This window comes from Flavobacterium sp. N502536 (assembly GCF_025947345.1).
GTDB lineage: Bacteria > Bacteroidota > Bacteroidia > Flavobacteriales > Flavobacteriaceae > Flavobacterium.
On record NZ_CP110011.1, the window covers coordinates 1,062,897 to 1,088,607 of the forward strand.

Sequence of the window (25,711 nt, forward strand, 5' to 3'; positions counted from 1 at the left end):
TTTAACCAAAATTTGGTTTAAAAAATACTTATTTTATTTACGAATATTGTTTTTGATAATAAGCTTTGTACGAACCAGAAGTTACATTCTGCAACCATTCTTCATTATCTAAATACCAATTAATTGTTTTTTCCAACCCTTCTTCAAAGGTAACAGATGGTTTCCATCCTAATTCTTTATTAATTTTTGAAGCATCAATGGCATAACGCAAATCATGTCCGGGTCTGTCTTTCACGTAAGTAATCAATTCTTGCGAAGTTCCTTCATTTCTACCCAATTTCTGATCCATAATTTGACATAGTAGCTTAACCAAATCTATGTTCTTCCATTCGTTAAAACCTCCAATGTTGTAGGTTTCATGATTTTTACCTTTATGAAAAACTAAATCTATTGCGATGGCATGGTCTTCAACAAAAAGCCAATCACGTGTATAATTACCATCTCCATAAACAGGTAGTGGCTTATTATTTATGATGTTATTTATAAAAAGAGGAATTAATTTTTCAGGAAAATGATACGATCCGTAATTATTAGAACAATTCGTTAAAACGTAAGGCAAGCCATAAGTTTCTCCATAAGCTCTTACGAAATGATCAGAACTCGCTTTAGAAGCTGAATAGGGAGAATTAGGATCGTATGCTGTTGTTTCTGTAAAAAGCCCCTCTGCTCCAAGTGAGCCATAAACTTCATCAGTACTGATATGATAAAACCGCTTACCTTCAAAATTATTCTTCCACTGATTCTTTGCGGCGTTTAGTAAATTCATTGTTCCAATCACATTTGTTTTCACAAAGGCTAATGGATCTTCAATAGAGCGATCAACATGTGACTCAGCTGCCAAATGTAAAACGCCATCAAAATTATGAACTGAAAACAGTTCATTTATAAAAGTTTCATCTACGATATCACCTTTTACAAATGTATAATTAGATTGATTTTCGATATCCTTTATATTTTCTAAATTCCCTGCATAAGTCAAAGCATCCAAATTGAATATTTGATATTCAGGATATTTATTAACAAAGTGTCTAACGACATGTGATCCTATAAAACCAGCTCCGCCTGTTATCAGAATTTTTTTCATTACATTTAATTTAATAAATCTGAATTTTGTCTTTCTAATTCACTATATATATCTTTAACATCTTGAGAATTCTCTTTTTGCAAAATTAGATTTGCGTTATCTGTATGTACAAAGATCGTATTTTTTAATCCTAAAAATGTTGTATAACTATCACATCCTATGACCATATTACCATTTGTATCTACTGGATGTCCGTTTGAAACCAAATATTCATAAACAGATTCAAAAGAACCCAAATCTGACCATGAAAAAGCGGCAGGAACCACTTTAATTTTTTTGCTTCGCTCCATTACAGCATAATCAATACTAATTGATGGAATCTCTAATGACAAATCTAAATCTAAAAAACCATCTTTACTTGCTTCCCAAACTTCTTTTGCTTTTTCGTAAACATCTGGTTGAAATTGTTTCAGTTCATCTAGAAGAACACTAGCTTTAAAACAAAACATTCCACTGTTCCATAAAAAATTTCCTTTGGCAATAAACTCTTTTGCTGTAGTTTCATTTGGTTTTTCTCTAAATGAGATTACTTTATCCCCTTTCGATTCTATATACCCATATCCTGTTTCAGGTTTTGTTGGGATAATCCCGAATGTCACAATAAAACCATCTTTAGCCTTTAAAACTGCTTCTTGAATGGCATTATTATAATCCTCCATCTTATCAATAATATGATCCGAGGGAGTCACAATAAGTATATCATCAGGATTTGATGCAAATGCAGCAAAAGCAATTGCAGCAGCAGTATTTCGGGGTGTAGCTTCAACTATATTAATATACGATGTTTGGGTTTTGTCCATAACTTTACCACTTAAATGGTAGTTATCAACATTTCCCACAACCATTACTCTATTTGCTAAATGACTATTACGTTCAACTGTCATTTCAAATAAAGATTTATTTTCAAATATCTCTAAATATTGTTTTGGCTGGCTTTTTCTCGACAATGGCCATAATCTACTACCAATACCACCGGTCAAAATAACATGTACAATTGAATTGTTTGTTTGCATATTTTTAAAATAAAAAAAAATTAATCGCTTATAGTCTATTATCAGCTAACGTACCTAAGACTCCTTTTACATCGTATAATAAACTATTTTCTTTTTGCAATTCTGAAAATTCCAATTTCAAAAATTCTTTATGTGCTACTCCAAGTACAATAGCATCAAATTTTTCTTTTGGAACAGAATTAATAGTTTCTAATTTATATTCTTTTCTAACTTCTTCTATATTAGCTAACGGATCGTATAATGTAACAGCGATTCCGTATTCTTTTAACGCTTTGATTACATCAACAATTTTTGTATTTCTAACGTCCGGGCAGTTTTCTTTAAATGTAATTCCAAGCATCAGAAGATTTGCTCCATTAACTGAAATTCCTTTTTTAATCATCAATTTTACTACCTGAGAAGCGACATACTCCCCCATGCTGTCATTCAAACGTCGTCCTGCCAAAATTATTTCAGGATGATACCCAAATTCCTGAGCCCTTTGTGCTAAATAATATGGATCTACACCAATACAGTGGCCTCCAACCAATCCTGGTTTGAAAGGTAAAAAGTTCCATTTTGTAGCAGCAGCATCTAATACTTCCTGCGTATCGATATTCATTAAATTGAATATCTTAGCTAGTTCATTTACAAAAGCTATATTAATATCCCGTTGAGAATTCTCTATAACTTTTGCAGCCTCAGCTACTTTTATTGAAGGTGCCAAATGTGTTCCGGCAGTAATTACAGATTTATAAAGTGTATCCACTTTTATTCCAATCTCTGGAGTTGATCCTGAAGTTACTTTTAAGATCTTCTCAACAGTATGCTCTTTATCTCCCGGGTTTATTCTTTCAGGAGAATATCCTGCAAAAAAGTCCTTATTGAATGTCAATCCTGAAAATTTTTCTAGAACTGGTACACACTGCTCTTCAGTAACCCCTGGATATACTGTAGATTCATAAATTACAACATCTCCCTTTTTTAATATCTTACCAACTGACTCACTCGATTTGTATAAAGGAGTTAAATCTGGGCGATTATTTTTATCGACCGGAGTTGGAACAGTTATCACAAAGTAGTTGCAATCTGCTATATCATTAAGTGAAGTAGTGCAATATAAGCCTATCTGAGAATTAGAATTATCCACCAAAACTTTCTGTAAAGTCTCGTCATCTACTTCTAGTGTAGTATCTGTACCCGATTTTAGAGAAGAAACTCGCTCTTCATTTATATCAAAACCAACAACTGCATATTTAGTAGCAAATAATCTGGCTAAAGGTAAACCAACATAACCTAGGCCGATAACAGCTATTTTTATGTTTCCATCCAACATGTATTCTTTTTTATCCACTTCAGTCATTTCAATTCACGGCTTCGCCCTTCTGAGTCACAAAATTTTTGACACAGATACCCTAAAATCATTTTCGGCAAATATAGTATATTAACTCAATTTAATCAATACGGCTTCCCGTAATACTTAAAAATATAGACTATTAAAAAAAAACAGCTCAATAACCCACTCTCAATCAGTATGCAAAAAATCACATTATAAAAAAAACAGAGAAATAAAATCTTAAACTAAAGAATTTCACCCTCTGTTTTAACTGAAATCGCTAAACTATAACTAAATTATTTGTATTTTATTTTAAGAACACAGCCCAAAGATTCTAAAACCAATATATAATGTGTATTTGAAACCTCCTGAACAATCGCTTCCTGATTACTAAAAACTCCTGCTTCTATTTTTATCCGATCTCCGGCCTGAATTGAAGTTACTGATATATCACTTATATTTGGAGCCTTAAGACTTGCTTTTATGCTATTAATTTCTTCATCACGAACAATTGCAGGTTTACCCAGCCAAAACAAATAGCGCACTACTCCTGCTATCTGAAAAACAGAATTACGATCAATATCTTTCAATTGAACAAATACGTATGAATTGAAAAGAGGAACTTCAATTTTCTTCTTTCTGTCTGACCATTCTTTCACCTGAGTGATTAGTGGACAATAACATTCAATACCTATTTGACTCAGTCTATCCGCAACTTTCTTCTCCCATTTAGGCTTTGTATAAACAACATACCAATTCATAATTTCCTTTTACAATGAATAAAATTTCCAACACCGTCTTTCTTCTTTTATATCAAATTTTACTTCAATACCAATCCCAATTAGGAACCTATCCCATTATAAATAAAACCAATTGACTCCAGTTCTTTCGCGTTTAAGATATTTCTTCCATCAAAAAGGAAAGCCGGCTTATGCATTGAATCATATATTCTTTGCCAGTCGTAAGTGGTAAACTCATCCCATTCTGTCAAAATAGCTATTGCGTGAGCATCTTTACAAGCTTCATAAGCATTATCAAACGTTACAACTCTGGCTTTATTCTCTTCGATTGACCTTGTTTCCAAATAATTTAAATCGTTCTGTATTTTGTTTCCGGAAACTTTAGGATCATAAACTGCGATACTTGCCTGTTCATTAATCAAATCATCAGCCACATAAATTGCTGCAGATTCTCTGGTATCATTTGTATCTTTTTTGAATGCCCAGCCCAGAAAGGTAATCTTTTTATCTGCAACCGTATTGTATAGCGTCTGAACAATTTTATTCGAAAATCTTTTCTTCTGATGATCATTCATTATAATCACCTGCTCCCAATAATCGGCAACCTCGTTCAAACCATACGATTTTGCTATATATACCAAATTGAGAATATCTTTTTGAAAACAAGAACCTCCAAAACCAACTGATGCCTTCAAGAATTTAGGTCCTATTCTGCTATCCATTCCAATAGCACGAGCAACCTCATTAACATCAGCACCTGTTTTTTCACACAATTCAGACATTGCATTTATGGACGAAATACGTTGTGCTAAAAAAGCATTCGCTGTTAATTTAGACAATTCTGACGACCAAACATTGGTGGTTAAGATTTTATCCTTGCTTACCCAGTTTGCATAAACATCAACTAAAGCATTTATCGCCACTTCGCCTTCCGGTGTTGTATCACCTCCGATCAGGATTCGGTCAGGATTTAATAAATCCGTAACAGCGGTTCCTTCGGCCAGAAATTCCGGATTTGATAAAATCTGAAACTGCACTCCATTTCCGGTATTATCCAAAATACTTTTTATTGCTTCGGCAGTACGCACTGGCAAAGTCGATTTCTCAACAACAATTTTATTCTGTTTCGCTACTTTTGCGATTTGTCTGGCACACAATTCAATATACTTTAAATCGGCAGCCATACCTTTCCCTTTTCCGTAGGTTTTAGTTGGGGTATTTACAGAAATAAAGATTACCTGAGCCTCGTCAATCGCCTTTTCTACTTCTGTTGAAAAGAAAAGATTCCTCCCTCTGGCCTCTGCTACTATTTCCGAAAGTCCCGGTTCGTAAATCGGAATATTATTCGTATCAGGATCATTCCAGTCTTTAATTCTTTGCTCGTTCAAATCGACAACAGTCACTTGAATATGTGGACATTTTTGAGCAATTACTGCCATTGTTGGACCTCCAACATAACCTGCACCAATGCAACAAATCTTTGTAATTTTCATTTACTTTACTATTATCTTGATCCTTGTTTTTATTTTAAATTATTCCAATACCAGCTTACAGCCTCTTTTAAACCTTCTTGTAAGGAGTATTTTGGATCATACCCCAATACAGTCCTCGCTTTATCGATACTTGCTAATGAATGCGGAATATCTCCTGCCCGATTAGGTCCGTAAACAATTTCTACCTCTCCAATTTTTGAATCGAACTCACTCAAATATTCTTTTAAATATCCAATCAAATCATTTAAAGAATTTCGATCACCAAAGGCTGTATTGTAAACCGTATTAATTGCAGCAGGATCCTGGCTTGTCATTGCCAATTCGTTCATCTGAATTACATTATCGATATAAGTAAAATCACGAGAATAATTTCCATCACCATTAATCACTGGACTTTCATATTTCATGAGTTGCATCACAAACTTCGGAATTACCGCTGCATAGGCTCCATTAGGATCTTGCTTTCTTCCGAAAACATTAAAATACCGCAATCCGATAGTTTCCAATCCATAGGTTCTACTAAAAATCTCAGCATATAATTCATTTACATACTTTGTGATGGCATACGGAGACAGGGGGTTCCCTATAACTTCTTCTACCTTTGGTAATCCTTGAGAATCTCCATAGGTTGATGAACTTGCTGCATATATAAATCTTTTAACTTTTGCATCACGAGCAGCAACCAACATATTTAAAAAGCCGGAGACATTTACATCATTTGTTGTAACAGGATCATTGATTGATCTCGGAACAGAACCTAAAGCAGCCTGATGCAAAACATAATCGACTCCTTCAACTGCCAAAACACAATCAGCACTATTTCGAATATCACCTTCAATTAATTTAAAATTAGAGTTCGAAATAAAATTCTTTAAATTATGGTGATGCCCCGTTGAAAAATTATCCAGACAAATTACTTTATGACCAAGTCCTAAAAAATACTCAGACAAATTCGATCCAATAAATCCTGCGCCGCCAGTAATCAAAATTGTATATTGTTTTGATGTATCCATTTATTTCGAATTATTTTTTATTGAATTTCTTCAAAATACTGCTCCACAAACTTACTTTCACTTCCTCATCATGGTAACCATTTGCATAAGCACCATAACCATATCCATAAGCGGCACCGTATTTTGCCTTATTCTCATAGCCATTTAAAACGATGCTGGCATTATTCAACTCACCTCTTTTAACCCTGGTATTCAGCAAGGTAATCATGTCCTTTTTGGTATAATTCTGTCTTACTATATACAGCGTTACATCTGCAAATTGTGCCAATTCTAATGCATCCGAAACTAACCCAACCGGAGGCGTATCCAAAATAATATAATCATACTTTTGCTTCAGTTCCAGAATTAATTCCCTCATCGCATCACTCAGAATAAGCTCTGAAGGATTTGGCGGAATTGGCCCTGAAAGTATAACGTCAAGATTGGGAATCTGCGTCTGGTTTGTAATTTCACTTAAACTATTTTGTTTAATGAGGTAATTCACAACACCTATTTGATTCTTCAAATTAAACTCATCTGCCAATCTGGGTTTTCTCAAATCCAAACCAAGAATTACGGTTTTCTTTTCACTTAAAGCAAATACTGTCGCGATATTGATCGAACAAAAAGTCTTCCCTTCACCACTTATAGACGAGGTAATCATTAACGTTTTTGAACCGCTTACCTGTTGCTTTTTATACAAAAATTGCAAAGAAGAACGAATCGCTCTAAATGCTTCAGATAATGCCGATTTTGGCTTGTCAAATACAGCCAGATTCAATGAGTCTTTGTTTACACCAATGATTCCAATTAATGGTATTTGCGTCAATTTACTAACGTCTTCGGTATTTTGAATCGAGTTATTCACAAAGAAAATTCCAAAAACGAATAACAACGGAAGTAGTGTACCCAGAAACAAGGCCAATACATAATTCACAGAAGTTTTAGGACCGATTAATCCGCCTCCAATATCTTTCGCAGGATCAATAAAATGAATGTCTGACAAATTGGATGCTTTTACAATCTCAGCTTCATTTCTTTTTTTCAGAAACTCCGTATAAATATTGTCGCTTAGGTCATATTTTCGTTGAATCTTCAACAATTCCTGTTGTTCTTCCGGAAGTTTTTTTACAGTACTTTCTGCCTGACCTATTTTCGCATTTACCATAGCTAAATCGGTCAGTAATGATCCTTTTGCAGAAGCTATATTTTCTAATAAAACACTTTTTATAGCCTGCATTTGACTGTCAAAATCCTTGAAAATCTTATCGCTTTTTACCGCATAAGCCATTTCTGATCTTTGTGTAGAAAGCGCAATAAGTTTCGACACATTCACAACAACATTTGGATCTTCAATCCCTGCTACTGTAGGAGCTGGCAATCTTGAATAATCGTTGCTATTATTTAAATACGATTTTAAAGAATTATAATAAGCAATTTTTCTTGTGACCTGATCTTTTTCAACATCAAAATCCATTATTTTATCCGAAACCTTAGCACCTCCACCTTCAATTTCGTAAATATTTTTATCTTTTCTGAACGATTTCAGCTCATTACCTGTTTGCTTCAATTGCGTTTCCATAGCAATAAGAGTACTATCGATAAATCGAATGGTATTTGTCGCAAACTGATTTTTCCCATCAAGCTGAATTTTGATTAACATCTTTACTGTCGAATTCAAATACTCAACCATTCTGGCTTTGTTCGTCCCCTGCATTCCAAGGGTCAGGATCGAACCTCCTTTCTCGTCAGAGTCAACACTTACTCCTCTATAGCGCGATACTGTTCCGTCAAAATCATTAAATCGGACAAAATACTCGTTTCCGGTATATAAACCCGGGTTGTCATTTATCTGTAAATTCCAATTTAAAAAAGGAAGCACAACCGGTTCCCCCGTTTTACATCTTCTTACATATTCTTTGGGCTGAATCGCAGTATTGCTATACGTTTTAGTGGAGTAATTAATTAAGGATGCCGAGTTAGTTTCAAACGGAATTCGGATCTCATACACATTTGGGCTTAAAAACTTAATTCCAATTAAGGTATTAGCGAGCTGTGCTTTTGTTTTGTCAATTTTTATATAAAAAGGAACCGCACCGTAAGCATCAACTAAATTGTATTTTCCCTGAACAAGATAATCAATATAAAACTGTAATTTATCCACAACCAACTCGTTGTGTGATCTCGATTGTATCACAGTTGTGATTCCGTTTACCTGATCTGAAACACCACCCCAATTAAAAACTAAACTTGTATTGGAGGTAAAAAAAGGATTTCGTTCTTCCTTAATCGAAACCATAGTCTGCATTCCGTAAATTTTTTCTTTACGAATGTTTACCTGATAGGCGATAGCAAAAGCTATTATCAGACTGACTAAAAACAATTTCCAATAACTGGCTATTTTCAGCAAGAATCCCTTAAAATCAAAATTTGAATGATTTTCAAAAATGGAAAAATCTTTTATATCTAACATCTTTTGAATTTAATTTTAGTTTTTAAGCAACAAATATACCGTTGTCGCCAAAGACAAAACCGTAATAATTGTAGTAATCGATTCTATCCCTGTTTTTCCTGTTCCCCAAGATTTTTGCTTAACCGGTTTCACATAAATATAATCGTTAGGCTGTAAATAAAAATAAGGTGATTTCATTACATTTATATCCGTCAGATCTATATCCTGCATCTGAACACCTGTTGGCGTTTGACGAATTACAGTTACTGCTTTTCTATTACCTGTAATGGAGATATCTCCAGCATTTGCAATAGCTTCCATAATATTTACATGTTCCTGAAACAGCGTTTTAGTCCCGGTACTGCCTACTTCTCCATTTATCGTATATCTAAAACCGGCCAATTTCACCGTAACAAAAATATTGGCTTCACTTTTAAAATATTCTTCGAGTAGTTTTTTTTCAATTCGAACACGAATCTCTTCAAGGGTATACCCAATAACATTAATTTCTCCTAAAACCGGCATTCTGATATTACCATGATCGTCAACCGTAAATCCATTAAAATACAACCCTGATTCCGATTTTCCTGCTCCCGAAGTAGCACTATCCGTAGTATTAAAAATCGAAACTAACTTAGGATCTATTGCTTTTATATCAATACTCAAAACATCGTTTACCTGTAACCTGTAAGGCTTAGACTCCACAGCAGCAATATTATTCTGTTCTCCGGAGTTATTTTTATCCTGTAAATAAACCATATCTTTAACCGGAATACAAGATGTAAATAGTATGCTAATCAATAGCAGGATATAAAAGCCGTTTTTTGTCATTAGTGAAATTTTATCGCAAATATAGCTTTTCCTTTAATCTTCAGAAAATCTAAGCGTTATTTGGGTTTATTTAATTGTTTTTGAAAGTTTTTTCGAATGGAACCCGATGTAAAATACTTCGGCCAAGGGTAATTTCATCAGCATATTCCAATTCATCTCCCACCGAAATCCCTCTTGCAATTGTAGAAATTATGATTTCTGATTCCGCAATTTGTTTATAAATATAGAAATTAGTCGTATCGCCTTCCATTGTTGAGCTCAGCGCAAAGATGATCTCTACAACTTTTCCGGCTTTGACTTTTTCAACCAGACTTGAAATGTTCAACTGACTGGGACCAACTCCTTCAATTGGAGAAATTTTACCTCCCAGCACATGATAAATTCCTTTGTACTGACCTGTATTTTCAATCGCCATAACGTCACGAATATCCTCGACCACACAGATCGTTTGGTGATTACGTGATAAATTGGCACAAATTTCACAGACTTTTGTATCTGAAATATTATGACAATTTTCGCAAAATTTAATATTCTCACGCATATTCAATAGCGCCTGAGATAAAAAACCGGTCTGTTCTTTGGGCTGTTTTAACAAATGCAGCACTAATCGCAATGCCGTACGTTTGCCAATTCCAGGCAACTGAGACATTTCGCTAACTGCTTTTTCTATTAATTTTGATGAAAATTCCATGACGACAAAAGTAATACATTAATATTTCTTTTCAGATCCGATTGAAATTGAGTTTCCCTATTTTTTCGAGCTCAAAAACAAACGAATTAGTACTGATTTGTAGCCAATAAAACCAAAGTACAGGCTACTTCTGCCTTAATATTATTCAGTTCTAACAATTGATAAAATTCAGGATTTTCTGAACCTGGATTAAAAACAACTCTTTTAGGCTGTGCTTCTATAATGTAATTGTAATAATCACGCTGACGAGCAGGATTCAAATACAAAGTTACAGTGTCTATATTTTTCACAGGGATTGTTTTCGTATGTATCTTCACACCGGCAACTTCACCGGTATTCTGACCAATTGCCAAAACAGTATGTCCTTTTTCAACTAACATATTTATAGCTCTAAAAGCGTAACGTTCCGGTTTTGTAGTAGCACCAAGAACAAGGGTTTTCTTATTTTTCATTATTTTTAAATATACTGCAAAAGTAATCAAAAAGAATGAGCTTATTTCTAGCTTATCGATTTAGAATTAACTGCAATAAAAAACAATATCCGTGTACGATTTTATCCTGAAGTTTCAAAAAATGTCTATTTTTACGGCACTAACCCAAACACTATGGATTTATTCATTTATTTATTTGCCGCTCTCTTTTCCGTTTTAAACCCAATCGGAACAGTCCCCATTTTTGTGGGCTTAACACAACATGATTCTCAAAAAGAACGTTCCCGAATTTCTCTTTGGACCGCGATAAATGTTGGAATCATTTTATTGGTTTCTTATTTTATCGGTCAGTATGTTTTGACTTTTTTCGGAATTAGCATTGATGCTTTAAGAATTGCCGGCGGAATTGTAATTGTAAATTCTGGTTTTTCTTTACTTTCAGGAAAATTCAATAAAAAACGAGGAATCAATAAAAAAATTGAAACTGATGCACAACAAAGAAACGACATCGCTTTAACACCTTTGGCAATACCAATGCTTGCCGGCCCGGGATCGATGTCTTTGTTAATTGCTTTTTACCAGGAACATCACGGAATAAACGAAATTATAATTTCATGCTCAGCTATCCTGGCAATTGCATTTACTATTTTTGCCATTTTAAAAAGTGCACATTATTTAGCAAGAATACTTGGTGCTTCCGGAATTGTAGCCATATCCCGAATTGTTGGCTTTATCGTAATTTCAATTGGAATTCAATACATCGTTAGCTCTATCATCAATATCGTTAAAGGAAACCTGATGTAAGATCTCTTTATAGTAACAAACAAAAAGGGGATAAAACATACGTTTTATCCCCTTTTTCTATACTTAAGAATGTTATTTAACTTCTTGGCAAAAACACTTCAGCCATCATACATCTGGCACTTCCACCCCCGCAAGCCTCAATAGTATCTAAACTTGAACTTAAAATTTCAGCATGATTTTCTAATTGTGCAATTTGTTTTGGCGTCAGACTCTGATGTGCAGATGCACTCATTACGATATACCTCTTATCATTTGTCCCACGAACTTCAAGCATGTTACCGGCAAAATTATTGACCTGTGCTTCTGTAATCAAAATAACTTCTTTTTTATCTGCTTTCAGATTTTCCAGAACCATTTTACGTTCTTTTTTATCATCGATACAATCGGCACAAATAACAGCAAAAGTTTCACCCAAACACATCATTACATTCGTATGGTAAATCAGTTTACGTTCTCCGTCAACAGTTTGAAAAGCCTCAAAAATAACAGGAGCATAATCAAAATCTTCACAGAATTCAATAAACAGCTCTTCATCAGCACGTGGAGACAAAGCACAATATGCTTTTCCATTTGCACGATCTAACAGTAAACTTCCAGTTCCCTCTAAGAAAAAACCATCTTCTTCTGCCGATGTATAATCGACTATGTTAGCAATTTCAAAACCTTTCTCTTCAAGTGTATCCAGAATATCTTCACGACGTTCCTGACGACGGTTTTCTGCAAACATTGGATACAAAGCTACATCTCCATTTTCATGAAATGAAATCCAGTTATTTGGAAAAATACTGTCCGGCGTATCTGTTTCCAGCGTATCCTCAACAACAGTAACATCTACTCCAACTGCTCTAAGCTTCTCAACAAAGGCATCAAATTCCTGTTGTGCTTTTGCATTTACCGTACTTGGTAAAAGTCCGTCCAATACCTTTTGGTAATAATTATTCACTGCCGTTTGCTCATTCATTCTGAAAGCAACTGGCCGAATCATTACAATTGCATTTGTGGTTTGTTTCATTTTATATGTTTTTTTGGTTTCAAGTTTCAGGTTTCATGTTAATGGAACGTGAAACCTGAAACCTGAAACTTTTTTAGTCTCTTATTAATGGTAAAGTGGAACATCTCAACAATCCCTCCTGCTTTGCAATTTCTGCATATGGAATTTCTTCAACGATAAAACCATTAGCGCGCAGCCAATTGTTCAAACGGGTGAAGTTTTTCTCAGAAACCACTACATTTTCGTCAATCGAAAATACATTTGAGAACATATTATACATCTCATTTCTTTCGATATGAAATAAATTTTCTATTCCAAAAAGGTTTACCAAATACAAATAATCGGCTTCTTCACGGAAACCTCTTTTATAAATAATCCCTTTATCTTTTCCAACAGGTTGAAAACAACAGTCGAGGTGTAAAGCATTGTCACGAGCTTCCAATTTAGACTTCACCAAATCAAATTCTTTGACAATTTTATTCGGAAACGTTTTTTTTATAAAATCTACACCCTGCATATTTGTTCTTGCTGTAATGTAATCTTTATAATCACTTCCCTTATAAGTTCCAATAAAAACATGATCGTTCCACAGCATAACATCTCCTCCTTCAATATGAACTTCCTCTGGCGGACGAACTACTTTTAAAGGATCCATCTGATCGATTACGTATTGAATGGCATCCAACTCACGTTCTCTGTCCGGCAGAATATTTGACTTCACAAAAGTATCATCTATCACAAAACCTATATCTCTCGCAAAAATCTGATTGTAATTTTCAATCATTTCAGGACGATATACTTTTACATCATATTTTTGAAAAATAGCATTAAAAGCATCCATTTCGGCAACCATATCTTTTTCGATAGGATAAGTACCCGCTTTAATATGTTCCAACGATTTAGGATCATAAGCTTCCTCTAAAGTTGGAGTTGGCCCATTATGAACTGCAGAACCCAAAACTACTGCCCGCAGCCTTGACGTTTCGTTCTTTATATTTAATTGCAACATAACTATATTGTATTTTGAGCAAAGATAAAAAAAGCTTCACAGTTAAGTGAAGCTTTAATTTTTTTTATTTGTTTGACTTAAACTCTCTCAACGGGTGTCCAGTGTAAATTTGTCTTGGTCGGCCAATTGGCTCCTTGTTCTCACGCATTTCTTTCCATTGCGCGATCCATCCTGGTAATCTTCCGATAGCAAACATTACAGTAAACATATCTGTTGGGATTCCTAATGCTCTGTAAATAATTCCAGAGTAGAAGTCAACATTTGGATATAAATTTCTTGATTTGAAGTACTCATCTTCAAGAGCTGCTGCCTCTAATTTTTTAGCAATTTCCAAAATCGGATCTTCAACACCTAAAGTATCCATTACTTCTTTAGCGGCTTTTTTGATGATTTTTGCTCTTGGATCGAAGCTTTTGTAAACTCTATGACCAAATCCCATTAAACGGAAAGGATCGTTTTTATCTTTTGCTTTTGCTAAGAATTTTTCAGTATCTCCACCGTCTTTGTTGATTTCTTCCAACATTTCAAGCACTGCCTGATTTGCACCTCCGTGTAGAGGTCCCCAAAGTGCAGAAACTCCAGCAGAAATAGAAGCAAATAAACCAGCATGAGATGAACCAACCATTCTTACTGTTGAAGTAGAACAGTTTTGCTCGTGATCTGCATGAAGAATAAATAATTTATCTAATGCATCAATTACAATTGGATTTGCTGAGTAAGGTCCTGTAGGCAATTTAAACATTAATTGCATGAAGTTTTCAACGTAACCGGTTGTATTGTCATAATAATTCAACGGATACCCCATAGATTTTCTGTAGGTCCATGTTGCAATTACAAGAAATTTACCCATTGTTTTACAAATGGCTTCGTACATTTCTTTTTCATTTTCAACATTTACTGCCTTTGGATTAAATGCCGTTAAAGCACTCGTCAAAGCAGATAAAACACCCATTGGATGAGCTGTTTTTGGGAAACCATCAATGATATTTTTCATTTCTTCGTTTACCAAAGTATGTTTTTTAATACCATTTTCAAACTGCTCCAATTCCTGAGCTGTTGGTAATTCTCCAAAAATTAACAGATAAGACACCTCTAAGAAGCTTGCTTTTTCAGCAACATCTTCAATTGAATATCCTCTGTAACGTAAAATACCTAATTCTCCGTCTAAGAATGTGATTTCACTCTTACAAGAACCTGAGTTTTTATATCCAGGGTCTAAAGTAATAATACCAGTTAAATCACGTAATTTGTTAATATCGATAGCTGATTCATTTTCACTCCCCGTGATTACCGGAAGTTCAATTTTTTGACCATCTACTTCTAATGTAGCTATTTTTGACATAATATATCGGAAATAAATCTTTAAAATAATAATTTATCAAATCTAAGGAATTTAAGACTAATTAAAAAAAGAATCCTGCTATGAATTTGTTAAAACTCCAAAAAAAAACCATCCGTCGAGGCGGATGGTTTAAATTTCATATATAACTCTTACAATTACTTAATCTTAAAAGCATTTAGACCAGGAAAATAAGCTGTACTTCCTAACTCTTCTTCGATTCTTAGCAATTGATTGTATTTTGCCATACGGTCAGAACGAGAAGCAGAACCTGTTTTAATTTGCCCACAGTTTAAAGCAACCGCTAAGTCAGCAATCGTATTATCTTCTGTTTCTCCTGAACGGTGTGACATTACTGAAGTGTACCCTGCATTTTTAGCCATATTTACAGCTGCAATTGTTTCAGTTAAAGTACCAATTTGATTTACTTTTACTAAAATTGAATTAGCAATACCTTTTTCAATTCCTGTAGACAAACGAGCTACATTCGTTACAAATAAATCATCACCTACTAACTGAACTTTATTTCCAATTTTTTCAGTCAAATATTTCCATCCATCCCAGTCATCTTCATACATACCATCTTCGATAGAGATAATTGGATATTTAGCAGCCAATTCCGCTAAATAATCAGCCTGCTCTTCAGAAGTTCTGATTTTTCCGGTTTCACCTTCAAATTTAGTGTAATCGTATTTTCCGTTTACATAAAATTCAGAAGCAGCACAGTCAAGAGCAATCATAATTTCATCACCGAAAGTGTATCCAGCTTTTTCAACCGCTAATTTGATCGTATCTAAAGCATCTTCAGTACCTCCGGCTAAGTTTGGCGCAAAACCACCTTCGTCACCTACAGCTGTACTTAAACCTCTATCGTGTAATACTTTTTTCAAGCTGTGGAAGATTTCAGTTCCCATTTGCATAGCGTGTGTAAAAGACGTTGCTTTTACAGGGAAAATCATAAATTCCTGAAATGCGATAGGCGCATCTGAGTGTGAACCACCATTGATGATGTTCATCATTGGTACTGGTAACGTATTGGCAGAAACACCACCAACGTATCTGTATAATGGCAAACCTAATTCGTTAGCAGCAGCTTTAGCAGCAGCCAAAGAAACTCCTAAAATAGCGTTAGCTCCTAATTTAGATTTGTTAGGAGTACCATCTAAATCAATCATTAACTGGTCGATTGTATTTTGTTCGAAAACAGAAGTACCCACTAGCTCTTCAGCAATAACAGTATTTACATTGTTCACTGCATTCAAAACTCCTTTTCCAAGATAAGCTTTACCTCCGTCACGTAATTCAACAGCTTCATGCTCTCCGGTTGACGCTCCAGATGGAACGGCAGCTCTACCTAAAACACCATTTTCAGTTACTACATCAACTTCAATAGTAGGATTACCTCTTGAATCAAGAATTTGCCTTGCGTGAACTTTAATTATAATACTCATTATTTTTATTTTTTTATTAATAAATTATATTTTTTTTTCGAAATTATAAAAATATTTAATAGTAAAAACGTATTCTAACTAATAAACCTCTTTATTTATTAACTACATCGTTTTAGCAGTAACTTCTTTTATATTCTCGACAAACTGATCGAACAAATACGACGAATCGTGTGGTCCAGGACTTGCTTCCGGATGGTATTGTACTGAAAAACAATTCTTATTCTTCATGCGCATACCTGCAACTGTTTGATCGTTTAAATGCAAATGTGTAATTTCTAACTCCGGTGATTGTCTAACTGCTCTTTATTTACAGCAAAACCATGGTTTTGTGAAGTTATTTCACCTTTACCTGTAATTAAGTTTTTCACCGGGTGATTGATTCCACGGTGACCGTTAAACATCTTATAGGTCTGAACTCCATTTGCCAAAGCAATTACCTGATGTCCTAAACAGATTCCGAACAAAGGTTTATCATTGGCCAGGATTTCTTTTGCTACTTCTATTGCACCAAAAAGCGGATCCGGATCTCCGGGACCGTTGGATAAGAAGTAACCATCCGGATTAAACTCGGATAGATCTTTATACGTTGAATTGTATGGAAACACTTTAATGTAACAATCTCTCTTCGCCAGATTTCTCAAGATATTTTTCTTGATCCCAAGATCTAAGGCAGATATTTTATAAGTCGCATTTTCATCTCCAAAAAAATAAGGCTCAGTAGTTGAAACTTTTGATGCCAACTCTAAACCTTCCATGTCTGGCACATTGGCCAATTCTTTCTTCAGGTCTTCAATCGAAGTCCCGTCTGTACAGATAACAGCATTCATTGCCCCATTGTCACGAATATAACTTACAAGTGCTCTGGTATCAACATCAGAAATACAAATTAAGTTTTGCTTCTTAAAGTAATCTTCCAGGCTTCCTGAAGCATCTTCTCTGGAATAATTAAAGCTAAAATTTTTACAAACCAAACCGGCTATTTTGATGCTGTCTGATTCAATTTCAGAATCATTAACACCGTAATTTCCAATATGAGTATTCGTCGCAACCATTATTTGGCCAAAATAAGAAGGATCTGTAAAAATCTCCTGATACCCGGTCATTCCCGTATTAAAACAAACTTCACCAAAAGTCTTACCGCTAATTCCGATAGATTTTCCGTGAAAAATAGTCCCATCACTAAGTAATAAAATGGCGCTTTGTCGTGTCGTGTATTTCATTCTTTAATTTGTATTGTTTTTTTTAACTGTTTCATGAAACTCCTTTGCGGATTTCCATGTGTAATTAGATATTTTGCAAATTTACTTCTTTAAAAGAGTGCTTCCAAGATTTTTTAAAAATTTCATCTCTAAAAATAAAACCGAGATACTGAAATAAGTTAAATTTTGATTTCACTCAAAAAAAATCAAAAAAAAAGGATAAACTAAAAATTAGTTTATCCTTGATTTCTATAGAATCATTACTTTCATAATTATTCAGAAGCTTCAGTAGTCGTTTCTGATTCAGCAGCAGGAGCTTCAGGAGTACCTTCCGCTTTTTTAGCTTTACCACCACGACGGCTTTTTGCTTTTTTAACTTCTTTTTTACCTCCATTGTAAAGTTCATTGAAATCTACAAGTTCGATCATTGCCATATCAGCATTATCTCCCAAACGATTTCCAACTTTAATGATACGAGTGTATCCACCTGGACGGTCTCCAACTTTAGCAGCTACGTCTCTGAACAAGTCAGTTACCGCATATTTACTACGTAAGTAAGCAAAAACAATACGACGGTTGTGAGTCGTATCTTCTTTTGATTTTGTGATTAAAGGCTCAACGAATTGTTTAAGCGCTTTAGCTTTAGCAACAGTAGTGTTAATACGTTTGTGCTCGATAAGAGAACAAGCCATATTAGCCAACATAGCTTTTCTATGTCCAGTCTGTCTGCTTAAGTGATTGAATTTTTTTCCGTGTCTCATTGCTATTTTAAATTTAATCCCGCAAGCGGGATTGAATTATTCTTTATCTAATTTGTATTTAGCTAAATCCATTCCGAAAGTTAAATTCTTCACTGCAACAAGTTCGTCAAGTTCAGTTAAAGATTTTTTACCAAAATTACGGAATTTCATTAGATCATTTTTATTGAACGATACTAAATCACCAAGTGTATCAACTTCAGCCGCTTTCAAGCAATTTAATGCTCTCACAGATAAATCCATATCAACAAGCTTAGTTTTAAGCAATTGTCTCATATGCAATGACTCTTCATCATACGATTCTGTTTGTGCAATTTCGTCAGCCTCGAGTGTAATTCTTTCGTCAGAAAATAACATGAAGTGGTGAATTAAAACTTTAGCAGCTTCAGTAAGGGCATCTTTTGGATTAATAGATCCATCAGTTTTAATTTCAAAAACTAATTTTTCGTAATCTGTTTTTTGCTCTACACGGAAGTTTTCAATCGCATATTTTACATTTTTTACCGGGGTAAAAATAGAGTCTGTAAAAATAGTACCAATTGCAGCGTTCTGTTTTTTGTTCTCCTCAGCAGGAACATATCCTCTACCTTTTTCGATTGTTAAATCGAAGTTCAATTTGATTTTAGAATCTAAGTTACAGATAACAAGGTCTGGATTCAAAACTTGAAAACCTGAAATAAATTTTTGAAAATCACCTGCTGTTAATTGATCTTTACCAGAAACAGAAATTGTAACTGCTTCATTATCGATATCTTCGATTTGACGTTTGAAACGTACTTGTTTTAGATTAAGGATAATTTCGGTAACATCTTCAACAACACCTGAAATAGTAGAAAACTCATGATCTACACCTTCGATACGAACAGATGTAATTGCATAACCTTCTAATGCTGAAAGCAAAACTCTTCTAAGTGCATTACCAACTGTCAATCCATAACCAGGTTCTAAAGGTCTAAATTCGAATTTACCTTCAAAATCGGTTGAATCGATCATGATAACTTTATCGGGCTTTTGAAAATTAAATATTGCCATAAATTTCGACTAAGTCAATTATTATTTGTTGTACAACTCTACGATTAATTGTTCTTTAATGTTTTCTGGAATTTGAAGTCTCGCAGGTACAGAAACGAAAGTTCCTTCTTTAAGATCATTGTTCCAAGTAATCCATTCATAAACATGACTTGAATTTGATAAAGAACGTTCGATAGCTTCTAAAGATTTAGATTTTTCACGAACTGCAACTTTATCACCAGGTTTAAGGTGGTAAGAAGCGATATTTACAACTTCACCATTTACAGTAACGTGTCTGTGAGAAACTAATTGTCTAGCACCTCTTCTAGAAGGAGCAATACCCATTCTAAAAACAACGTTATCTAATCTTGCTTCGCATAATTGTAAAAGAACTTCACCAGTAACACCTTTAGTAGCTGATGCTTTTTTGAATAAATTTCTGAATTGTTTTTCTAAAATTCCGTAAGAATATTTAGCTTTTTGCTTTTCCATTAACTGAACAGCGTACTCAGATTTTTTACCTCTTTTTTTAGCCATCCCGTGTTGTCCAGGTGGGTAATTTCTTTTTTCGAAAGATTTATCATCTCCGAAGATTGCCTCGCCAAATTTACGAGCAATTCTAGTTTTTGGACCAGTATATCTTGCCATTTCTAAAAAATTAATTTAAGGTAGAGATTATGAATTCAGGTCAAATCCTTCGATAATCTATGCTCTACCTTGTTTATACTATTGAATAAATAAAATTAAACTCTACGTCTTTTTGGAGGACGACATCCGTTGTGAGGCATTGGAGTAACATCGATAATCTCTGTAACTTCAATTCCACCGTTATGAATAGAACGGATAGCAGACTCACGTCCGTTTCCTGGTCCTTTTACATAAACTTTTACTTTTTTAAGTCCTGCCTCAAGAGCTACTTTACTACAATCTTCTGCTGCCATTTGAGCTGCATACGGAGTGTTCTTTTTAGAACCTCTGAAACCCATTTTACCAGCTGAAGACCAAGAAATAACTTCACCTTTCTTGTTAGTCAAAGAAATGATAATGTTGTTGAAAGTGGCAGAAATATGAGCTTCACCCGTTGATTCAACGATAACTTTACGTTTTTTTGCAGTTGCTTTAGCCATATTACTTATTATTTAGTTGCTTTTTTCTTGTTAGCAACAGTTTTTCTTTTACCTTTTCTTGTTCTAGAGTTGTTTTTAGTTCTTTGCCCTCTTAACGGAAGACCAGATCTATGACGGATACCTCTGTAACAACCAATATCCATTAAACGTTTGATGTTCAAAGAAACTTCAGAACGTAATTCTCCTTCAATTTTGAATGCTCCAACAGCCTCACGAATTGCTCCGATCTCGTCGTCATTCCAATCTTGAACTTTTTTGTCTTGGCTAACTTGAGCTTTTTCTAAAATCTCAATAGCTCTACTTCTCCCTAATCCGAAGATGTAGGTTAGTGCTATAACACCTCTTTTATTTTTTGGGATATCTACCCCTGCTATTCTTGCCATAATTATCCTTGTCTTTGTTTAAATCTAGGATTCTTTTTGTTTATTACGTACAATCTCCCTTTTCTACGCACGATAATGCACTCGGCACTTCTCTTTTTTACTGATGCTCTAACTTTCATAGTGAATATCCTTTAATATCGATAAGTAATTCTTGCTTTTGACAAATCATAAGGACTCATTTCCAGTTTCACTTTATCACCAGGTAATAACTTGATGTAATGCATACGCATTTTACCAGAAATATGAGCAATTACGATATGTCCATTTTCTAACTCTACACGGAACATCGCATTTGATAATGCTTCGATGATTGATCCGTCTTGTTCTATTGCTGATTGTTTTGCCATAAATATATTAAGCTACCGCTTTTCTATTTTTACCAGTCTTCATTAAACCATCATAATGCTTGTTTAACAAGTATGAATTGATTTGTTGAATAGTATCTATTGCAACTCCAACCATAATTATTAATGAGGTACCTCCAAAAAACATTGCCCAAGATTGTTGTACATCCATAATACTTACAACAATAGCTGGGAACACAGCAATCAAAGCAAGGAATAAAGATCCTGGGAAAGTTATTAAAGACATCACTTTGTCAAGGAAGTCTGAAGTTTCAGCTCCTGGACGAACTCCAGGAATAAAACCACCACTTCTTTTTAAATCATCGGCCATTTTGTTAGTAGGAACAGTGATTGCAGTATAAAAGAATGTAAATACAATAATTAAAGTTGCAAATACAAAGTTGTACCAAAATCCGAACATATTACTAAACGCACCAACAATAGATTGTGATGTGTCTGATTTAGACAATCCAGCTACAGCTGCAGGAATAAACATAATTGCCTGAGCAAAGATGATTGGCATAACCCCAGAAGCATTAAGCTTAAGAGGAATCCATTGTCTATTACCACCAGCTAAATCCTGCTCGTAATCTCCAGTTGTTGTACGACGAGCGTACTGAACCGGGATTCTGCGTACTGCCATTGTAAGCAATACACAAGAAATGATTACTAATAACCACACAATAATCTCAATAACTAACAACATTGGACCTCCATTGTTATTGGTAACTCTGGTTGTAAATTCTTGTATAAAAGCTTGCGGTAAGCGCGCTAAGATACCAACCATAATCAATAATGAAATTCCATTTCCAATACCTTTATCTGTAATTTTTTCTCCAAGCCACATAGCAAAAATTGTACCTGTAACTAAGATAATAACTGATGAGAACAAAAATTCAGGTGAATTAAAGCCCAGTAAGAATGCACTACCAGGCAATGTTCTATACAAATTATAGATATAAGTTGGACCTTGAACCAGTGTAATAGCTATAGTCAACCAACGAGTGATTTGATTAATCTTTTTTCTACCACTCTCTCCATCGTTCTGAAGTTTTTGTAAATAAGGAATCGCAATTCCCATCAACTGAACAACAATAGATGCAGAAATATAAGGCATAATACCTAAAGCAAAAACTGAAGCTTTAGAGAAAGCACCTCCTGTAAACATGTCCAGGATAGATCCCAGACCATTTTTAGTTTGTCCCGCTAAACCTGTTAACTGAGTTGCGTCAATTCCAGGAAGCGTAACATGTGCACCAAAACGATATACTAAAAGCAATCCTAAAGTAATTAAGATTCTATTTTTCAGTTCTTCGATTTTCCAAACATTACTTATTGATTCAATAAATTTCTTCATCTTAATAGATAAGTTATATAGTTACAGCTTCTCCACCAGCAGCTTCGATAGCAGCTTTTGCAGTAGCGGTAAATTTGTGGGCAGTTACTTTTAATTTTGCTTTCAATTCTCCTCTACCTAAAATCTTAACGATTTCATTTTTGGTAGCCAGACGATTTGCTACGAAATCTGTCATAGAAACAGAATCAGTAATCACACCATTGTCTACTAATAATTGAAGCGTATCTAAATTAACACCTTCGTATTCTTTACGATTGATGTTTGTGAAACCAAACTTAGGCACACGTCTTTGAAGTGGCATTTGCCCTCCTTCAAAACCAATCTTTTTAGAATATCCAGAACGAGATTTTGCTCCTTTGTGACCTCTTGCAGAAGTACCACCTTTTCCAGAACCTTCTCCTCTACCTAATCTTTTATTTTGATTGTGTGTTGACCCTTCAGCTGGTTGTAAGTTACTTAAATTCATAACAGTATTTGTTATTTAGCTTCTTCGACAGAAACTAAGTGTTTAACTTTGTTTATCATCCCAAGGATTGCAGGATTTGAATCATGCTCTACAACTTGTCCCATTTTACGTAGACCTAAAGCTTCCAAACCTCTTTTTTGAGAAAGAGGGCAGTTGATTTTGCTTCTTACTTGTTTTACTAATAATTTAGCCATAATTTCCTTGAATTAACCTTTAAAAACTTTTTCTAAAGAAACACCTCTTTGTTTTGCAACAGTATGAGCGCTTCTCATTTGTAATAAAGCATCAAAAGTTGCTTTTACCACGTTATGAGGATTTGATGATCCTTGAGATTTAGATAATACATCGTGAATACCTACTGATTCAAGAACTGAACGAACAGCTCCACCAGCAATAACTCCTGTACCATGAGAAGCAGGAATTAAGAATACACGTGCACCACCAAATTTACCTTTTTGTTCGTGAGGAACAGATTGTCCGTTCAAAGGAATTTTTACTAAATTTTTCTTAGCATCTTCTACTGCTTTCGCAATTGCTTCAGAAACGTCTTTAGATTTTCCTAATCCATGACCAACTACTCCGTTTTCATCACCTACAACTACAATAGCAGAAAAACCGAAAGCTCTACCACCTTTTGTAACCTTAGTAACACGATTAACACTTACCAGACGATCTTTAAGTTCAAGACCACTTGGTTTTACCAATTCTACATTTTTGTATTTAGACATAATATATTAGAATTTAAGTCCAGCCGCTCTTGCGCCTTCTGCTAATGATTTAATACGACCGTGGTATAAATATCCACCTCTGTCAAAAGTGATGGTATCAATCCCGGCTTTTAACGCTTTCTCTGCAACTAGTTTTCCAACAGCAGCAGCTACTTCAACGTTAGTACCTTTTCCTATTTCTTTTTCTCTTGAAGATGCAGCTAATAAAGTAACTCCGTTTACGTCATCAATAAGTTGAGCGTAAATTTCTTTGTTGCTTCTAAATACAGATAGTCTTGGGTTAGTAGCAGTACCACTAATCGATTTTCTAATTCTGAATCTAATTCTCTGTCTTCTATCAGATTTTGTTAATGACATAATCTTATTTTTTAAGCTGATTTACCTGCTTTTCTTCTTAATACTTCACCCACAAATTTAACACCTTTTCCTTTGTATGGCTCAGGCTTACGGAAACCTCTGATTTTCGCAGCTACCTGACCTAAAAGTTGTTTATCAAACGATGTTAATTTTACGATAGGGTTCTTTCCTTTTTCAGATATTGTTTCTAGAGCTACTTCTGGAGCAATTTCTAAAACAATATTGTGAGAATATCCAAGAGCTAAATCTAACTTTTGACCTTGGTTTGAAGCTCTATAACCAACTCCAACTAATTCAAGTTCTTTTGTAAAACCTTCAGCCACACCAATAATCATGTTGTTGATTAATGATCTGTACAATCCGTGTTTTGCTCTTTGGTCTTTATGATCAGACGATCTTTCAACTTGTACTTGATCGCCTTCAACTGTTACAGTTACGTCCGAAAACTCCTGAGTTAGTTGACCTTTTTTTCCTTTTACTGTAATAATACCGTCTTTAACTTCAACAGTTACACCAGCAGGGATTACAATTGGGCTTTTACCTATTCTTGACATCTTATCTAGTGTTTAAAATTAGTATACGTAACAAATTACTTCACCACCTACATTTAATTGTTTCGCTTGTTTTCCAGTCATAAGACCTTTTGAAGTTGAAACAATTGCAATTCCTAATCCGTTAAGGATTCTTGGTAATTTGGCAGCACCTGCGTACTTACGTAAACCAGGTTTACTAATTCTTTGGATATCTTTAATTACAGGCTCTTTAGTATCTTTATCATACTTCAAAGCAATTTTGATTGAACCCTGAACAGAGTTGTCTTCAAATTTGTAACTTAAGATATAACCTTGATCAAATAAGATCTTAGTTATTTCTTTTTTTAGATTAGAAGCTGGAATTTCGACAACTTTGTGGTTTGCAGCCACAGCGTTACGAACTCTAGTCAAATAATCTGCAATAGGATCTGTATACATATGTATTTGATTGCGATTATGGTTTTCGGGAGACACCCGTCTCCCGAACCTTTAATCAATTAAAATTATTTTTCGGTTTGCAAAAGTAATAACTTATTGCGAGATTACCAAGAAGCCTTTTTTACTCCAGGGATTAATCCATTATTTGCCATCTCACGGAAAGTTACACGTGAAATACCAAATTGACGAATATAACCTCTTGGTCTACCTGTTAATTTACAACGGTTGTGTAAACGAACTGGTGAAGCATTTTTAGGTAATCTTTGTAAGCCTTCATAATCTCCAGCTTCTAATAAAGCTTTTCTTTTTTCAGCGTACTTAGCTACCGTTTTCTCTCTTTTCACCTCACGGGCTTTCATTGATTCTTTAGCCAT

At 34.6% G+C, this 25,711-nt stretch carries 30 protein-coding genes and 1 pseudogene; 1 reads left to right on the plus strand and 30 read right to left on the minus strand.

What is annotated here, in order from left to right:
* Positions 1-37: 37 nt before the first annotated feature.
* The 10 genes from rfbB to OLM61_RS04815 form a co-directional block, all read right to left on the minus strand.
* Positions 38-1,084 carry a dTDP-glucose 4,6-dehydratase gene (gene rfbB / locus OLM61_RS04770; RefSeq protein WP_264525333.1) on the minus strand — a complete coding sequence of 349 codons (1,047 nt, stop codon included), beginning with the start codon at positions 1,082-1,084 and terminating at the stop codon, positions 38-40.
* Between the two features lie 5 nt (positions 1,085-1,089).
* Positions 1,090-2,097, minus strand: a complete 1,008-nt coding sequence (locus OLM61_RS04775) for a mannose-1-phosphate guanylyltransferase (protein WP_264525334.1) — start codon at positions 2,095-2,097, stop codon at positions 1,090-1,092.
* Between the two features lie 28 nt (positions 2,098-2,125).
* On the minus strand, positions 2,126-3,439 hold the full coding sequence (locus OLM61_RS04780) for a nucleotide sugar dehydrogenase (protein ID WP_264525335.1): 1,314 nt from the start codon (positions 3,437-3,439) through the stop codon (positions 2,126-2,128).
* 269 nt (positions 3,440-3,708) lie between these two features.
* A complete protein-coding gene (locus tag OLM61_RS04785) occupies positions 3,709-4,173 on the minus strand; it encodes a UpxY family transcription antiterminator (protein ID WP_264525336.1) in 465 nt (154 codons plus the stop codon).
* An 80-nt stretch (positions 4,174-4,253) separates the two neighbouring features.
* Positions 4,254-5,645 carry a UDP-glucose 6-dehydrogenase gene (locus tag OLM61_RS04790; RefSeq protein WP_264525337.1) on the minus strand — a complete coding sequence of 464 codons (1,392 nt, stop codon included), beginning with the start codon at positions 5,643-5,645 and terminating at the stop codon, positions 4,254-4,256.
* A gap of 29 nt (positions 5,646-5,674) precedes the next feature.
* Complete coding sequence (locus OLM61_RS04795; RefSeq protein WP_264525338.1) at positions 5,675-6,658, minus strand: SDR family oxidoreductase; 984 nt, start codon at positions 6,656-6,658, stop codon at positions 5,675-5,677.
* Positions 6,659-6,668: 10 nt separating this feature from the next.
* Entirely contained in the window at positions 6,669-9,110 is a 2,442-nt protein-coding gene (locus tag OLM61_RS04800) for a polysaccharide biosynthesis tyrosine autokinase (RefSeq protein WP_264525339.1), read from the minus strand.
* 15 nt (positions 9,111-9,125) lie between these two features.
* Positions 9,126-9,920, minus strand: coding sequence for a polysaccharide biosynthesis/export family protein (locus tag OLM61_RS04805; RefSeq protein ID WP_264525340.1), 795 nt, complete (start codon positions 9,918-9,920; stop codon positions 9,126-9,128).
* 70 nt (positions 9,921-9,990) lie between these two features.
* The gene (gene recR / locus OLM61_RS04810) at positions 9,991-10,611 is read right to left on the minus strand and encodes a recombination mediator RecR (RefSeq protein ID WP_264525341.1); all 621 of its coding nucleotides are present in this window, start codon (positions 10,609-10,611) and stop codon (positions 9,991-9,993) included.
* Between the two features lie 86 nt (positions 10,612-10,697).
* Positions 10,698-11,063, minus strand: coding sequence for a CoA-binding protein (locus OLM61_RS04815; RefSeq protein ID WP_173967248.1), 366 nt, complete (start codon positions 11,061-11,063; stop codon positions 10,698-10,700).
* A 153-nt stretch (positions 11,064-11,216) separates the two neighbouring features.
* Here OLM61_RS04815 and OLM61_RS04820 point away from each other — a divergent pair, with 153 nt between their 5' ends.
* Positions 11,217-11,846 (plus strand): MarC family protein, encoded by a 630-nt coding sequence (locus OLM61_RS04820; protein WP_173967247.1) that lies wholly within the window; start codon positions 11,217-11,219, stop codon positions 11,844-11,846.
* A gap of 76 nt (positions 11,847-11,922) precedes the next feature.
* On the opposite strand, the gene ctlX is transcribed toward OLM61_RS04820, so the two are convergent.
* From ctlX to rpsN, 20 genes and pseudogenes are all read right to left on the minus strand, one after another.
* The gene (ctlX, locus tag OLM61_RS04825) at positions 11,923-12,858 is read right to left on the minus strand and encodes a citrulline utilization hydrolase CtlX (protein WP_264525342.1); all 936 of its coding nucleotides are present in this window, start codon (positions 12,856-12,858) and stop codon (positions 11,923-11,925) included.
* Positions 12,859-12,931: 73 nt separating this feature from the next.
* Positions 12,932-13,846 carry a dimethylarginine dimethylaminohydrolase family protein gene (locus tag OLM61_RS04830; RefSeq protein WP_264525343.1) on the minus strand — a complete coding sequence of 305 codons (915 nt, stop codon included), beginning with the start codon at positions 13,844-13,846 and terminating at the stop codon, positions 12,932-12,934.
* Positions 13,847-13,910: 64 nt separating this feature from the next.
* Entirely contained in the window at positions 13,911-15,188 is a 1,278-nt protein-coding gene (locus tag OLM61_RS04835; RefSeq protein WP_264525344.1) for a citrate synthase, read from the minus strand.
* Between the two features lie 155 nt (positions 15,189-15,343).
* Positions 15,344-16,636 carry a phosphopyruvate hydratase gene (eno, locus tag OLM61_RS04840; RefSeq protein ID WP_053470835.1) on the minus strand — a complete coding sequence of 431 codons (1,293 nt, stop codon included), beginning with the start codon at positions 16,634-16,636 and terminating at the stop codon, positions 15,344-15,346.
* 102 nt (positions 16,637-16,738) lie between these two features.
* Positions 16,739-17,856 (minus strand): annotated as a pseudogene (gene carA, locus OLM61_RS04845) (glutamine-hydrolyzing carbamoyl-phosphate synthase small subunit).
* 251 nt (positions 17,857-18,107) lie between these two features.
* Positions 18,108-18,596 carry a 50S ribosomal protein L17 gene (gene rplQ, locus OLM61_RS04850; protein WP_017495007.1) on the minus strand — a complete coding sequence of 163 codons (489 nt, stop codon included), beginning with the start codon at positions 18,594-18,596 and terminating at the stop codon, positions 18,108-18,110.
* A 36-nt stretch (positions 18,597-18,632) separates the two neighbouring features.
* Positions 18,633-19,625, minus strand: a complete 993-nt coding sequence (locus OLM61_RS04855; RefSeq protein ID WP_026109818.1) for a DNA-directed RNA polymerase subunit alpha — start codon at positions 19,623-19,625, stop codon at positions 18,633-18,635.
* Positions 19,626-19,646: 21 nt separating this feature from the next.
* Complete coding sequence (gene rpsD / locus OLM61_RS04860) at positions 19,647-20,252, minus strand: 30S ribosomal protein S4 (RefSeq protein WP_026982953.1); 606 nt, start codon at positions 20,250-20,252, stop codon at positions 19,647-19,649.
* 95 nt (positions 20,253-20,347) lie between these two features.
* Positions 20,348-20,731, minus strand: a complete 384-nt coding sequence (rpsK, locus tag OLM61_RS04865) for a 30S ribosomal protein S11 (protein WP_007803677.1) — start codon at positions 20,729-20,731, stop codon at positions 20,348-20,350.
* An 8-nt stretch (positions 20,732-20,739) separates the two neighbouring features.
* Entirely contained in the window at positions 20,740-21,114 is a 375-nt protein-coding gene (gene rpsM, locus OLM61_RS04870) for a 30S ribosomal protein S13 (protein WP_056245953.1), read from the minus strand.
* A gap of 2 nt (positions 21,115-21,116) precedes the next feature.
* Positions 21,117-21,233, minus strand: a complete 117-nt coding sequence (gene ykgO, locus OLM61_RS04875) for a type B 50S ribosomal protein L36 (RefSeq protein WP_002987490.1) — start codon at positions 21,231-21,233, stop codon at positions 21,117-21,119.
* A gap of 12 nt (positions 21,234-21,245) precedes the next feature.
* A complete protein-coding gene (infA, locus tag OLM61_RS04880; RefSeq protein ID WP_007136545.1) occupies positions 21,246-21,461 on the minus strand; it encodes a translation initiation factor IF-1 in 216 nt (71 codons plus the stop codon).
* Between the two features lie 7 nt (positions 21,462-21,468).
* Positions 21,469-22,815 carry a preprotein translocase subunit SecY gene (gene secY, locus OLM61_RS04885; protein WP_017495008.1) on the minus strand — a complete coding sequence of 449 codons (1,347 nt, stop codon included), beginning with the start codon at positions 22,813-22,815 and terminating at the stop codon, positions 21,469-21,471.
* Positions 22,816-22,828: 13 nt separating this feature from the next.
* Entirely contained in the window at positions 22,829-23,281 is a 453-nt protein-coding gene (gene rplO / locus OLM61_RS04890) for a 50S ribosomal protein L15 (RefSeq protein ID WP_017495009.1), read from the minus strand.
* Positions 23,282-23,292: 11 nt separating this feature from the next.
* Positions 23,293-23,475, minus strand: coding sequence for a 50S ribosomal protein L30 (gene rpmD / locus OLM61_RS04895; protein WP_017495010.1), 183 nt, complete (start codon positions 23,473-23,475; stop codon positions 23,293-23,295).
* Between the two features lie 12 nt (positions 23,476-23,487).
* The gene (rpsE, locus tag OLM61_RS04900) at positions 23,488-24,012 is read right to left on the minus strand and encodes a 30S ribosomal protein S5 (RefSeq protein WP_085950926.1); all 525 of its coding nucleotides are present in this window, start codon (positions 24,010-24,012) and stop codon (positions 23,488-23,490) included.
* A gap of 3 nt (positions 24,013-24,015) precedes the next feature.
* Positions 24,016-24,366 carry a 50S ribosomal protein L18 gene (gene rplR, locus OLM61_RS04905; protein WP_072960630.1) on the minus strand — a complete coding sequence of 117 codons (351 nt, stop codon included), beginning with the start codon at positions 24,364-24,366 and terminating at the stop codon, positions 24,016-24,018.
* A gap of 11 nt (positions 24,367-24,377) precedes the next feature.
* Positions 24,378-24,920 carry a 50S ribosomal protein L6 gene (gene rplF / locus OLM61_RS04910; RefSeq protein WP_264525345.1) on the minus strand — a complete coding sequence of 181 codons (543 nt, stop codon included), beginning with the start codon at positions 24,918-24,920 and terminating at the stop codon, positions 24,378-24,380.
* Between the two features lie 18 nt (positions 24,921-24,938).
* Positions 24,939-25,337, minus strand: coding sequence for a 30S ribosomal protein S8 (gene rpsH / locus OLM61_RS04915; RefSeq protein ID WP_017495014.1), 399 nt, complete (start codon positions 25,335-25,337; stop codon positions 24,939-24,941).
* Positions 25,338-25,441: 104 nt separating this feature from the next.
* The gene (rpsN, locus tag OLM61_RS04920) at positions 25,442-25,711 is read right to left on the minus strand and encodes a 30S ribosomal protein S14 (protein WP_008464305.1); all 270 of its coding nucleotides are present in this window, start codon (positions 25,709-25,711) and stop codon (positions 25,442-25,444) included.